General features: G+C 63.7%; 12 protein-coding genes. 4 read left to right on the top strand and 8 right to left on the bottom strand.

What is annotated here, in order from left to right:
• Positions 1 to 6: 6 nt before the first annotated feature.
• The 4 genes from NKH50_RS08020 (at position 7) to NKH50_RS08005 (ending at position 4,640) form a co-directional block, all read left to right on the top strand.
• On the top strand, positions 7 to 1,071 hold the full coding sequence (locus NKH50_RS08020) for an ABC transporter ATP-binding protein (RefSeq protein WP_254816897.1): 1,065 nt from the start codon (positions 7 to 9) through the stop codon (positions 1,069 to 1,071).
• 161 nt (positions 1,072 to 1,232) lie between these two features.
• Positions 1,233 to 2,783 carry a cation:proton antiporter gene (locus tag NKH50_RS08015; RefSeq protein WP_352647653.1) on the top strand — a complete coding sequence of 517 codons (1,551 nt, stop codon included), beginning with the start codon at positions 1,233 to 1,235 and terminating at the stop codon, positions 2,781 to 2,783.
• A gap of 89 nt (positions 2,784 to 2,872) precedes the next feature.
• Complete coding sequence (locus tag NKH50_RS08010) at positions 2,873 to 3,787, top strand: endonuclease/exonuclease/phosphatase family protein (RefSeq protein ID WP_352737009.1); 915 nt, start codon at positions 2,873 to 2,875, stop codon at positions 3,785 to 3,787.
• Between the two features lie 7 nt (positions 3,788 to 3,794).
• Positions 3,795 to 4,640: an EamA family transporter gene (locus NKH50_RS08005; protein WP_023675361.1), complete on the top strand. Its 846-nt coding sequence runs from the start codon at positions 3,795 to 3,797 to the stop codon at positions 4,638 to 4,640.
• Here the strand turns inward: NKH50_RS08005 and NKH50_RS08000 are convergent, their stop codons facing one another.
• From NKH50_RS08000 to NKH50_RS07965, 8 genes are all read right to left on the bottom strand, one after another.
• Positions 4,641 to 4,952, bottom strand: a complete 312-nt coding sequence (locus NKH50_RS08000) for a Dabb family protein (RefSeq protein WP_352877805.1) — start codon at positions 4,950 to 4,952, stop codon at positions 4,641 to 4,643.
• A gap of 10 nt (positions 4,953 to 4,962) precedes the next feature.
• Complete coding sequence (locus tag NKH50_RS07995) at positions 4,963 to 6,591, bottom strand: GMC family oxidoreductase (RefSeq protein ID WP_352877802.1); 1,629 nt, start codon at positions 6,589 to 6,591, stop codon at positions 4,963 to 4,965.
• Positions 6,592 to 6,603: 12 nt separating this feature from the next.
• The gene (locus tag NKH50_RS07990; RefSeq protein ID WP_352877800.1) at positions 6,604 to 7,365 is read right to left on the bottom strand and encodes a 3-ketoacyl-ACP reductase; all 762 of its coding nucleotides are present in this window, start codon (positions 7,363 to 7,365) and stop codon (positions 6,604 to 6,606) included.
• The gene (locus NKH50_RS07985) at positions 7,362 to 8,876 is read right to left on the bottom strand and encodes a GMC oxidoreductase (RefSeq protein ID WP_352877797.1); all 1,515 of its coding nucleotides are present in this window, start codon (positions 8,874 to 8,876) and stop codon (positions 7,362 to 7,364) included. Before NKH50_RS07985 ends, NKH50_RS07990 begins: the two co-directional genes overlap by 4 nt.
• Positions 8,877 to 8,881: 5 nt before the next feature.
• Positions 8,882 to 9,997: an ABC transporter ATP-binding protein gene (locus NKH50_RS07980; RefSeq protein WP_352478183.1), complete on the bottom strand. Its 1,116-nt coding sequence runs from the start codon at positions 9,995 to 9,997 to the stop codon at positions 8,882 to 8,884.
• 4 nt (positions 9,998 to 10,001) lie between these two features.
• Entirely contained in the window at positions 10,002 to 10,946 is a 945-nt protein-coding gene (locus NKH50_RS07975) for a carbohydrate ABC transporter permease (protein ID WP_352737004.1), read from the bottom strand.
• Positions 10,943 to 11,902, bottom strand: a complete 960-nt coding sequence (locus NKH50_RS07970) for a carbohydrate ABC transporter permease (protein ID WP_352506357.1) — start codon at positions 11,900 to 11,902, stop codon at positions 10,943 to 10,945. Before NKH50_RS07970 ends, NKH50_RS07975 begins: the two co-directional genes overlap by 4 nt.
• A gap of 142 nt (positions 11,903 to 12,044) precedes the next feature.
• On the bottom strand, positions 12,045 to 13,298 hold the full coding sequence (locus NKH50_RS07965) for an ABC transporter substrate-binding protein (protein ID WP_352877792.1): 1,254 nt from the start codon (positions 13,296 to 13,298) through the stop codon (positions 12,045 to 12,047).
• Positions 13,299 to 13,304 lie beyond the last annotated feature (6 nt).

The following is a 13,304-nucleotide window of genomic DNA, read 5'->3' as shown; positions in this document are numbered from 1 at the left end:
AAAGCCATGACCGAGCCCTTCCTCTCAATCCAGCATGTGCGAAAATCCTTCGGCCCCATCACCGTGGTGCAGGATTTCAACCTCGACGTCGAGCCGGGCGAATTCGTCTCTTTCCTTGGGCCATCGGGCTGCGGCAAGACGACGGTGCTGCGCATGGTCGCTGGTTTCGAAGAGCCGTCCGCCGGCAAGATCGTCGTGGCCGGCAAGGACATCACCCGGCTGAAGCCCAATCAGCGCAATGTCGGCATGGTGTTCCAGGCCTATGCGCTGTTTCCGAACCTCACCGTGGCGCAGAATATCGGCTTCGGGCTGAAGGTCGCCGGCATGCCAAAGGCCGATGCCGACAGGCGCATTGCCGAAATGCTCGATATCATCAAGCTGCCGCAGATGGGCGACCGCTATCCCTACCAGCTTTCCGGCGGCCAGCAGCAGCGCATCGCGCTGGCGCGGGCGATTGCGCCGAAGCCGAAGCTGTTGCTGCTCGACGAGCCGCTGTCGGCGCTCGACGCGAAGGTGCGCGTGTCGCTGCGCGAGGAAATCCGTTCGATCCAGAAGAAGCTCGGCATCACCACCATCTTCGTCACCCACGACCAGGAAGAGGCGCTGTCGATCTCCGACCGCATTGCTGTCATGTATGGCGGCAAGGCCGAGCAAGTAGGCACGCCGTTCGAGATCTACAACCGACCGGCAACCAAATTCGTTGCCAATTTCGTCGGCACGCTGAACGTGCTTGAAGGCACGGTCACCGACGCGGCTTCGGGCAAGGTGCGCGTCAATTCGCAAGAGGTTTCGCTCAAGGGCAAGCTCAACGGCTCGAAATCCGGCGACACGCTGTCGTTGGCACTGCGTCCGGAAGCGATTTCGCTGGGGCGCCACCCCGGCCGCGACTCCAGCCTTTCGGGCGAAATCGCCGAAGTGCATTTCCTCGGCTCGGTCATCCGCGTGCGCGTCGGCATCGGCGGCGCCACGGTCTCGCTCGACACGTTCAACAGCCCGGCCACGCCGCCGCCGGCCGTCGGCGAAAAGGCCGAAATTTCGTTCTCGTCGGGCGACATGCTGGTGCTGCATTAGGGGAAGAGGGAATAGTGAATAGTGAGAATGCGCTTTACGCGCCAAATTCCTCTACACGCAGCCATTCACCATTCACCATTCACCACTCACCATTCACCAGCAGCCAAAGGCGCGGCCGTTTTTGCAGTGCCAATCGCCCGGCTTCACCGCTACGATAAGGCATGGCGCTTTTTGAACTCACCCTTGTCCTGCTTCTCATCGCGGTCGCCCTGACCGCGCTGTCGCGGCACCTGCAGATTCCCTATCCTTCATTGTTGGCGCTGGCCGGCGCTGGCATCGCCTTCTTGCCATTTGCACCGACTATCGAGATCGACCCGGAGTTGGCGCTTGCTTTGTTCATCGCACCGGTGCTGCTCGACGCGGCCTACGACACGTCGCTGCGCGATCTCAACCGCTACAAGGTTTCGCTCATCCTGCTGGCGCTTGGCGCCGTCATCTTCACCACGGTGGCGGTCGCTCTGGTCGGCTGGACGATGGCACGCCTGCCCGTCGCCGCCGCCATAGCGCTTGGCGCGATTGTGGCGCCGCCCGATGCGGTGGCAGCGGCGGCCGTGCTCGGGCAGTTCAAGGTACCGCACCGCATCACCGCCATCCTGGAAGGCGAGAGCCTTCTCAATGACGCGACGGCACTGCTGATCTACCGAATGTCGGTTTCCGCAGCCGCCGGCTCTATCCTGTTGAGCAGTGCCATACCAATGATCCTGCTGTCGACGGTCGGCAGCCTTGCCGCAGGCTATGTGCTAGGCCGGTTGTCTCTCGCCATACTCGGCCGTATCGACGACCCGGCGAGCGGCACCGTGGTGCAATTCGCCTCAACCTTTGGCGTCTGGATCCTGGCCGACAGGATAGGGCTGTCCGCCATCATCACGATCGTCGTCTATGCCATGACGATCGCACGTACATCGCCGCGCCGCATGCCGGCAAGGAATCGTGTCAGTTCCTACTCGGTCTGGGAGACGGCGGTGTTCGTGCTCAACGTCCTGGCCTTCGTCCTGATGGGCCTGCAAGCGCGATCGATTGTCGGTCGACTTGCCGAGCAAGGACAAAGCGAGGCGTTCGTCTTTGCCCTGGCGGTGCTGGCCATTGTCATCGTATCGCGGCTCGTCTGGGTGCTGGGCTGCGGCGCGATCCTCAGAGCGCTGGCACGTCTGGGCGACGAGGACAGGCGGAAGGACGCACCGACATTTCGCGGCGGCGTGCTTATCGGCTGGTGCGGCATGCGCGGCCTGGTGACGCTTGCGGCAGCCTTCGCCTTGCCGGCCGACTTTCCGGGCCGTGATCCGATCGTGCTCGCCGCTTTCACGGTCGTGCTCGGCACGCTGGTGCTGCAAGGCGTCAGCCTGAAGCCGTTGCTGAGTGTGCTCAATCTCAAGCCCGACCAGACGGTCGACCGGGAGGTGGCGCAGGCGCGCGTCGCCATCATGCAGGCTGCGCTCGACGTGCTCAGCGGCAAGACGTCGAGCGCCGCAGGGGCGGTGCGCGAGCAATATGCCGCCCAGCGCGCCATCGCCGAGAACCCGGAGGATGCCCAGGCGGCGACCGAGTATGACAGGTTGCGTCTTTATGCCATCAAGAGCCAGCGCGATGCACTGGAGCGCCTGCGCATCGACGGAACGATCGGCGACGAGGCCTACCACCGCCTCGAGGAAGAGATCGACTGGTCGGAACTGGCGGCATCCCCGCCCGGGCGGTTCCAGCCACTGACGACTTAGCATCTGGCCCAAGCTCCCTCCGTCCGGCTGCACATTGCAACCAATCCACCGAACGGCTACTGCCAGCAGGAAACTGAGCCGGATAAGCAATGAAGCTGGTCAGCTATAACATCCAGTACGGCTTCGGCGGCGATGGCCGCTACGATCTGGCGCGTTGCGCCAAGGTCGTCGCCGGTGCCGACATCATCGCCTTGCAGGAAGTCGAGCGGCACTGGTTACGCAGCAACGAGGACGACCAGCCGGAACTTCTTTCGCGATTGCTGCCCGACTACCATTGGGTCTACGGCCCGGCATTCGACATGGATGCCAGCCACAGGCGTGACGGCCGCATCGTCAACCGGCGGCGGCAATTCGGCACCATGGTTCTGTCGAAGCTGCCGATCGTCTGGTCGCGGCTGCACACGCTGCCGCTCAGGCGCACGCTGCGTCCGCTCAACACCCGCAACGCCGCACTTGAATGCATGATCCGCACCCCTGCCGGCCCGGTGCGGTTCTTTTCGCTGCATCTGGCGCATATCGCGGCCGAGGAGCGGCTGGAGCAGATCGAGTATTTGCTGGCCGAGCATCGCCGCGCGCCGTCCGAGGGCGGCCCATGGAGCGGCGCCGACGACGAGCCGGCGCGCAACTGGAGCAATGGCGAACAGGAGCCAGAAAACCCCGTAGCGGCGATCTGGTTGGGCGACTTCAACATGGAGCCGGATAGCGCCGAGTACCGCTGCATCGTCGGCAGCGCGCCCTATCATCGCGGTGCCGCCTATCTCGATGGTTTTGTCGACGCCGCCGCCGTCGCCAGCGAACCGACGTCGGACTTTCACACCCATGTGAAGACCATCGACGGCAGGATCGCAAAGCGCCGGCTCGACCATTGCTTCGTCGGCGGTATGTTTGCGGGGCGCGTGCGCTCGGTCAGCGCCGAAATCGGCCAAATCGCCTCCGATCATTTTCCGCTCTGGGTCGATATCGACCTGGAGACGCCTATCGCCATAGGGACGGGCGGCGGATGAACCGCCGATGAGCCTGTTTGTCTTTTTCGCGGTGCTCGCCGCCGCTTCCATGCATGCGATCTGGAATGCGCTGGTCAAGGTCCATCTCGACCGTTTCCTGTCGATAACGCTGATGACGCTCGGCATGGGTGCCGCCGCGCTGGTGACGTTGCCCTTCGTCGAGGTGCCGAAGCCGGAAGTGTGGCCATACATCCTCGCCTCGGTTGTCTTCCACATGGGCTACAGGACGTTCCTGATCGGCGCCTACAAGGCCGGCGATTTCGCCCAGACCTATCCGCTGGCGCGCGGCACCGCGCCCTTGCTGGCCGCTTTGGGGGGCGTTGTGGTGGTTGCCGAGATGCCGGCGCCGCTCGCCATTCTCGGCATTCTCTTGTTGTCGGCGGGCACGCTGGTGCTGTCGTTTCGCGGCGGCGCGCATCTGGAGAAATTGAACTTGCGCGCTGTCGGTTTCGCGTTGGGCACATCGATCTTCATCGCCAGCTATACGCTGTCGGACGGCAGCGGCGCGCGGCTGGCCGCCACCGCATCGAGCTATGCGGCCTGGCTGTTCGTCTGCGATGCGCTGTGGGCGCTGGTGCTTTGCGTCGTCTTTCGCGGCCCACAGGCGCTGCCGGTGCTGGCCCGCGACTGGAAGGCAGGAATCTATACCGGCGTGCTCAGCGGCGGCGCCTACTGGATCGTGATGTGGGCGATGACCAAGGCGCCGATCGCCTCGGTGGCGTCGTTGCGCGAAACATCGATCCTCTTCGCCATGATGATCTCGGTGTTCGCGCTCGGCGAGAAGATGACGGCATGGCGGGGTGCCGCGGTGCTTAGCATCGTTGCCGGTGTGGTTGCGCTGAGAATGGGATAATCACGCGATCTCCAGGTCGAACACCATCAGCCCGTCCGTGCCGCCTTCGAGCGCCGCCACCAGCCGGGCGCCGGCTCGCCGATGCGCTTCATGCTCCAGATAGGCATCGCGTGCGGCGACATCGCGAAAGTCGATGGTGAAGCCGTGCGTGAAGCCGCGGGCGAAGGGTTCGGGGCTGGTGTTGGCGCTGAATTCGACCTTGCCCATACCGTCGATCATCGACCGCAACGCTTCGAGTTCGGCATGGATCGCCGCCCGCTCGGCGTTAGCGACATCGTTGCGGACTCTGACGAAAACACAGTGCCGGATCATTCCTTGTCCCTCATGCCGCTCGGTTGGTGGAAAACACTGCCGGCGGCAGCGGCTCGCGGCCAAGGATCAGATCGGCGCCTTTTTCGCCAACCATGATCGTCGGGGCATTGGTGTTGGAGGAGGGGATGCGCGGCATCACCGAGGCGTCGCAGACGCGCAGGCCCTCGATACCGCGCAGCCTGAGATCTGGCGTTACCACGCTCATCGCATCGTGGCCCATGCGGCACGTGCCGACCGGGTGGTGGTCGGTCTTGGAACTGCGGCAGGCGTAGTCGAACAGCTCGTCGCCGCTCTGCAGGTCGGGTCCCGGCAATACCTCGCGCAGCACATAGGGCTGCAGCGCCTTCTGCCGCATGATCTCGCGCGCCAGCCTCAGCCCCTTGATCGACATATCGCGGTCATAGGGATCGGACCAATAGTTCGGATCGATCAACGGGCGGTCGGCCGGATCGGCGCTGTTCAGCCGCACCGTGCCGCGCGAGTGCGGACGCAGGAAGGCCGAGTTCAATGTCACGCCCGGATTGTTCAGCTTCTCGACGCCGGCCTCGATGCCGGAGCCGAGGCCGAGATGCAGCTGGATGTCGGGAGAGGCGGCGGTCGGATCGGCGTACCAGAAGCCGCCGGTCTCGAACAGGCTGGAAGCCACCGGGCCTTTCTTCAGGAGCAGATACTGCAGGCCGGCCCAAGCCGTCCAGTGCAGCTTGGCGTAGTTGTCGTAGGTGTGATCGCCGGTGCATTCGGCGATGACGAACAGGTCGAGATGATCCTGCAGGTTGGAGCCGACGCCGGGCAGATCGTGCACCGGTGTCACGCCGACCGCCTTCAGATGGTCGGCCGGGCCGATGCCCGACTGCATCAGAAGCTTCGGCGAGCCGATAGCGCCGGACGAGACGATCACCTCGCGCTCGGCGCGCAGGATCGTTGGCTGGCCGCCCGGCCTGTCGACGATCTCGACGCCGACGGCGCGGCCCTTGTCGACGACGATGCGTGTCACCAGAACGCCGGTCCTGACGGTGAGATTCTTTCGCTCGCGGATCGGCCGGAGATAGGCGACAGAGGCGGAGGAGCGCTTCGCGTCCTGCTGCGTCAGCTGATAGTAACCGACGCCCTCCTGGGCTACCCCGTTGAAGTCGGGATTGAAGGGGATGCCCATCTCCTGTCCGGCACGGAAATAGGCCTCGCAGATCGGCAGCGGCGCGATCGGGTTCGACACGCCGAGCGGGCCCTGGTCGCCGTGAAAATCGTTGGCATAACGCTGATTGTTCTCGGCGCGTTTGAAATAGGGCAGCACGTCGCGATAGCCCCAGCCGGCAAGACCTTCTTCCTTCTCCCAGGCGTCGTAGTCGCGGGCGTTGCCGCGCGTGTAGATCTGCGCGTTGATCGACGAGCCGCCGCCGATCACCTTGGCCTGCGTGTATCGGAAGACACGGTCCTGCATGTGCTTTTGCGGCACCGTCGACCAGCCCCAGGCGGCGATGCCCTTGGTCATCTTGGCGAAACCGGCCGGCATGTGGATCAGCGGATGCCAGTCCTTGCCGCCGGCTTCGAGCAGCAGCACCTGATGCGACGGATCTTCGCTCAGCCGGTTGGCGAGTACGCAGCCGGCCGGGCCAGCGCCGACGATGATGTAGTCGGTCATGGCGTCACCTGTTCATAGCCTCGGCACCGACAGCGCGCCGTCGACATTGATGACCGAGCCGGTCGAAAAGCCGAACTTGCCACCGGCGAGTGCTGCCACGGCTGCACCGATATCTTCGCTCTTGCCCCAGCGCATCGCCGGCACCAGCCCGCCGTCGATCAGCCCGTCATATTTGGCGGTCACACCGGCGGTCATGTCGGTGCGGATGATGCCCGGGCGCACCTCGAACACGGCGATGTTTTCGGCGGCAAGCCGCAGTGCCAGGTTCTTCACCCACATCGAAAGCCCGGCCTTGGAGATGCAGTAATCAGCACGTTCCGGCGAGGCCATGGCGGCACTGACCGAGGTGATGGTGATGATCGATCTCGCACCATCGCTCGGCAGGCCGAGCATCGCTTTGGCGACGTGCTGGCTGAGGAACACCGTGCCGCGCAGATTGATGCCGAGCACCCGGTCGAAATTTTCCGGCTTGAGCTCGAGCAGATCGCCGCGCAGGACGGCGCCGATGCCGGCATTGTTGACCAGGCAGTCGATGCGGCCGAAGGCGCTTGTCGCGGCATCGATCAGCGCTGCATGGCCGTCGAGGTCGGCGATGTCGCAACTGACATAGGCGAATTTCGCGCCGCGCCCGGTGATGTCGGCGGCGAGCCCGTCGGCGGCTTCGTCGGCAAGGTCGGAGACGAGGATGTCGAAGCCTGCGTCGGCCAACGCCTCGGCGCAAGCAAGGCCGATGCCGCGCGCGCCGCCGGTGACGATCGCTGCTGGGCGGCTCATGTTGCAAGCTCCGTCTTGCGGATATGATCGGCGACGCGCAGCGCCTGTGCGGCGATCGACAGCGCCGGATTGACGGCGGCCGAATTCGGCAGGAAGCCGGCATCGACGACGAACAAATTGCTGTGGTCGAAGGAGCGGCAGAACGGATCCAGCGGCGAGGTCGCTGGATCGTTGCCCATCTTCACCGTGCCGCACTGATGTGAGGGCGTGCGCTTGTCAAACGGACGCGACAGGACGATCGGATAGCCGCAGGCGCGGAAATTCTCGCGCATCACTTTGGTCAGTCCGTCGAGCGACTGCATGTTGGAGCGCCGCCACTGCATGACGATGTCCTTGCCGTCGACCATGATGCGGCTCTCGGGATCGGGCAGGTCCTCGCACATCAGATACCAGTCGACGGCGCGGCCAGCCATGAAATCGAGCGCGAATTTGGGCGCGCGCCTGACATTGGCCTTGAGGATGTTGCCGTCGATCTTGCCGAGGAGCTGGACATTGCCGAGCGGCTTGCCGCCCTTGCCGTCGGACAGATAATAATCGTTCAGCATCAGCGTCTTCTGGTAGACGGATTTGTTCCGGCGGCGTGGATCGATCGCCAGCATGGCGCTCGAATTGTGGTTCATGAAGTTGCGGCCGACCTGGTCGGAGCGGTTGGCCAGGCCTTTGCCACCGCCTCTGCCCTGAGGGGTGGGCGAGCGCAGCAGGATGGCGGCGGAATTGACTGCGCCGGCCGATAGGATGACCAGCTTCGGCGCGACTTTCTTCAGCGTACCGTTCTGTCGATAATGGACGGCGATGATCGTCCTCGCATCCGGCGATGCCTCGAGATATTCGACATGGGCGCCGGTCTCGAGCTTGATCTTCTGGTCGGTAAGGGCGGCGGCCAGCGGTCCCGTTTGGGCGTCGACCTTGCCGGTCCCGGTATTGGGAAACGCGTCCCACGGCGTGCTGCCGTCTTTCAGCCAGGCTTCGATGTCGACGCCGAGCGGCAGCGATGCCGGGTGCAGGCCGAGGCTCCTGAGCTCGGCGCGGGCGCGCGCGATCGGCGGCTCGTCGGGTATCGGCCCGAAAGGGTAGGGCATCGAGTGGAATGGCTCGGTCGGGTCTTCGCCGAGTGCACCGCGCACGCGGAACAGCTGCTCGGCCCTGGAATACCAGGGTTCGAATTCCTCATAGGAAAACGGCCAGGCCGGCGAGATGCCGCCATAGTGCTCCATCTCCGAAAAGTCTTCCCTGCGGTAGCGGATCAGCACCGCGCCGTAGAATTTCGAATTGCCGCCGACATAGTAGTAATTGCCCGGGTTGAAAGGCGCTCCGCCGGCCTCGAGCCACAGCTCCTTCGGCCGATAATGGCCGTCGACGAAGATCGCGTGGGTGTCGCGTGTGTGCGGGGTTGCCGGCAGGGCTTCACCGCGCTCCAGCATCAGGATCGAGACGCCACTGCCGGCAAGGCCGGACGCGATCGTGGCGCCGCCGATGCCGGAGCCGATGATGACGATGTCTGGATTTGTCATGGCGGTCAGACGATGCGTTTCTCGGTCGCCGGATCGAAGAACACCGCCTTGGTCAGATTGAAGGCGAGCGGCGTGACCGTGCCGGGCTGGATGTTGGCATCGGCGCGCAGCCGCGCCACCACCGCCTTGCCGCCGAGATTGGTGACCGCGAACGTATCCGAGCCGGCCGGCTCGATGACCTCGATGTGACAGTCGGCGCGGGCGATGTTCGAGGCGTTGCGTTCGGCCCCTTCGGGATCGGTCAGTGCTTCCGGGCGGACGCCGAAGATGATCGGTTTTCCGTGGAATGCCGACAGGCCGGCCGGCGCATTGGCCAGCGGCAGCGAGATCGGCTGGCGCGCCTCGCGCTCCATGACGACCGAGAAGCCGGATCCGTTGCTGCCGATCGTCGCCGGGATCAGGTTCATCGCCGGCGAGCCCATGAAGTCGGCAACAAACAGGTTGACCGGATTGTTATAGATTTCAGCAGGTGTGCCGAACTGCTGCACCTCGCCGTCGCGCATCACCGCGATCTTGGTGGCCAGCGTCATCGCCTCGATCTGGTCGTGGGTGACGTAGACGATGGTGGTGCCGGTGGTGGCGTGCAGGCGCTTGATCTCGATGCGCATGTCGACGCGCAGCTTGGCGTCGAGATTGGACAAAGGCTCGTCGAACAGGAACAGCTTTGGATCGCGCACCAGCGCCCGACCCATGGCGACCCGCTGGCGCTGGCCGCCGGAAAGCTGGCTTGGCTTGCGCTTCAGCAAATGGCCGATCTGCAGGACCTTTGCCACCTTGTCGATCGCTTTCTGGCGCTCATCGGCCGGCACGCCGCGCATCTCCATACCGAAGGCAATATTCCCGGCCACCGTCATGTTCGGATAGAGCGCGTAGCTCTGGAACACCATGGCGATGTCGCGCTTGGAGGGGTGAAGATCGTTGATCGTGCGTCCGTCGACGCGGATTTCCCCTTCGGTGATGGTTTCCAGGCCGGCAATGGTGTTGAGCAGCGTGGACTTGCCGCAACCGGAAGGCCCGACCAGCACGAGGAAGCCGCCCTTTTCCAGGTCGAGGTCGATGCCTTTCAGGATCTCGACCGCTCCGAAACGCTTCTTCAGCCCGTCAATTTCCAGAAAAGCCATGCGATTATCCTTTGACGGCGCCGGCCATAAGGCCGCGCACGAAATAGCGGCCGGCGAGCACATAGACGAGGAGCGTCGGCAGCGCGGCGATCATCGCAGCCGCCATGTTGACGTTGTATTCGACGACGCCGGTCGAGGTGTTAACGACGTTGTTCAGCGCCACCGTCATCGGCATCACGTCGCCTGAGCCGGCATAGGCGGAGGCGAAGAGGAAGTCGTTCCAGATGTTGGTGAACTGGTAGATCACCGTCACCACGATGATCGGCAGCGAGTTGGGCAGCATGATGCGCCGGAAGATCTGGAAGAAGCTGGCGCCGTCGATCTGCGCCGCCTTCACCAGCTCGTTCGGAAACGCTTCGTAATAATTGCGGAAGAACAGGGTGGTGAAGCCGATGCCGTAGACGACGTGAACGAACACCAGGTTCACGGTTGGATTGCCGAAGCCGAAGGTGAGGCCAGTCGCGTTCTGCAGCTTGACGCCGAACCGGCCGAGGCTGCCGAGGATCGTTGCCATCGGCAAGAGGACGGACTGGAACGGGATGAAGCAGGCAAACAGCATCAGCCCGAACACCAGCGTCGCCCCGCGAAAGCGCCACTTCGTCAGCACATAGCCGTTGAGCGCGCCGAGCAGGGTCGAGATGATGACGGCCGGAACCACCATCTTGATCGAGTTCCAGAAATAGCCCTTCATGCCGACGCAGGTGAGGCCCGAGCAGACTTCGCTCCACGCCCTTATCCAGGGTGCGAAGGTCGGCGCCTGCGGCAGCGCCAGCATGTTGCCGTTCTGGATCTCGTCCATGGTCTTGAACGAGGTCACCAGCATGACGAACAGCGGCATCAGATAGAACAGCGCAAACAGCGCCAGCAGCCCGTAGATGACGATACGGTTGACCGTCCTGGCGCTGATACCGCCTGTGCTCTGGCGAGCAGGAGTGGCTATGGCGCTCATCGCGGCTTCTCCCGAAGCTCGGAATAGAGATAGGGAACGATGATCGCGGTGATAGTCATCAGCATGATCACGGCGCTGGCCGAGCCGACGGCCATTTCGTTGCGCTTGAAGGTGTACTCATACATGAAGTTCGACGGCAGCCAGGCCGAGCCGCCCGGCCCGCCGCTGGTCAGCGCGACGACCAGATCGTAGGACTTGATGGCGAGATGCGCGAGGACGATCAAGGCGGACAGGAAGATCGGCCGCAGCAGCGGGATGACGATGCGACGGTAGAGCTGGAAGGTGGTGGCACCGTCGATCTGCGCCGCCTTCAGGATCTCGCCGTCGATGCCGCGCAGGCCGGCCAGGAACATCGCCATGATGAAGCCTGACGCCTGCCAGACACCGGCGATGACCACAGTGTAGATGACGAAGTCCTTGTTCTTGATCCAGTCGAAATGGAAGCTCGTCCAGCCCCATTGGTGCAGCGTCTGCTCGAGGCCGAGGCCGGGGTCGAGAAACCATTTCCAGGCAACGCCGGTGACGATGAAGGACAGTGCCATCGGGTAGAGATAGATCGGCCGCAACATGCCTTCGCCGCGGATCTTCTGGTCAAGCAGGATCGCCAGGAACAGGCCGAGCGCCAGGCAGATGGAAATATAGAGGAAGCCGAAAACCCCCATATTGGTGATCGAGGTGTACCAGGAGGACGGCGGATCGCTTTCGAAAGTCCAGCGCCACAGCCGCTGATAGGCGCGTGGCCCGGTGATCGCATAGGAGGGAAAGGTCTTGGAATTGGTGAAGGACAGATAGATCGTCCACAGGATGAAGCCGTAGACGAAGACGATGGTGGCGGCGAAGCTCGGCGCCAGCACGAGCTTCGGCAGCGCATCCTGCAGGCGCGAGCGCACCGAAGCGCCCGGACGGGCACCGTGCTCCGGCGTCAGCGTGATACTGGTTTCAGCAACTATGCTCATCGATCCATTCCGTATCGCGGGTCCGGAATTCTGTCGTCGCGGCCTCTGCGGCACGAAGCGTGCCGGTCAGCGCAACCGCAAAACCCCTCCGCAGGGAATCTCCCCGGCTTGCGCCGGGGAGATCGTTCACATGGGCGCGTGCTTACTTGGCGTCTTCGATCGCACTGACCAGTTGGGTCACCGCCTCGTCCGAGGTCTTGATCTGGCCGTGGACGAACTTCGAGACGACATCCTTGTAGGCGTTGGCAACCGCCGGAGGGGCGCCGTAGCCTTGCGCCAGCGAGCCGAACAGCGTGCCGCCTTCATTGGCGGCCTTCAAATCGGCCATGCCCTTCTTGCCGCATGCGTCGAAGTCGGTGTCCGGCACGTCGGTGCGGGCCGGGACCGAGCCCTTGACGACGTTGAAGGCCGACTGGAAGCTCTTCGACAGAGTTGCGGTGGCCAGAGCGATCTGGGCGGCCTTGCGGTCTTCCGGAACCTTGAACATGCCGAACATGTCGGAGTTGTAGATCACGCTGCCGTCGCTGCCCGGGAAGCGATAGCAGAGAAAGTCGGTGCCCGGGACCTTTTTGGCGGCGTTGAATTCGCCCTTGGCCCAGTCACCCATCACCTGCACCAGCGCATCACCCTTGATGACCATGGCGGTGGCGAGGTTCCAGTCACGGCCCGAGAAGTTCGGGTCGACATAGGTGACGAGCTTGGCGAGGTTGTCGAACGACTTCTTCATCGTGTCGGACTTGAGGGATTCCTCGTCGAGGTCGTTGAAGGCCTTCTTGTAGAACTCAGGCCCGCCGGTCGACAGCACGACCGAGTCGAACATGGTCGCTTCCTGCCAGTTCTGGCCGCCCAGCGCGAGCGGGATGACGCCCGCCGCCTTGGCCTTGTCGAGCAGCGCGATGAAGTCGTCGAAGGTCTTGGGCTCGGTGCCGCCGATCTTGTCCATCACCGCCTTGTTGATCCACAGCCAGTTGACCGAGTGGACGTTGACCGGAGCCGCGACCCACTTGCCGTCATAGACGGAGAATTTCTGCAGGGCGGCGGGAACGGACTTGTCCCAGCCTTCCTTTATCGCCGTCTCGGTCAGGTCGCCCATGACGCCGGCCGCGGCGTAGTCGAGCACGGTATAGCCAAGCATCTGCGAGGCGGTCGGGTAGTTGCCGGCCGCCACCATCGCCTTCAGCGCGGTCATGGCGGCGTCGCCGCCACCGCCGGCCACCGGCACGTCCTTCCAGGCAAAGCCTTCCTTGGCCAGATCTTGCTTGAGCACGTTCAGAGCGGCAGCTTCGCCGCCCGACGTCCACCAATGCAGCATCTGGACTTCCTTGACGTCCTCGGCATGGGCCGCGAACGCAACGCCCGCTGCGAGACCCGTCCCGATAAGCAGTTTGCGCAACATGTACTT

Origin of the sequence: Mesorhizobium sp. M1027, from assembly GCF_040318745.1 — a bacterium.
In the GTDB taxonomy this organism is placed as follows: domain Bacteria; phylum Pseudomonadota; class Alphaproteobacteria; order Rhizobiales; family Rhizobiaceae; genus Mesorhizobium.
Note: the sequence above shows the minus strand (reverse complement) of the source record. Positions and strands in the feature narration are given on the sequence as shown.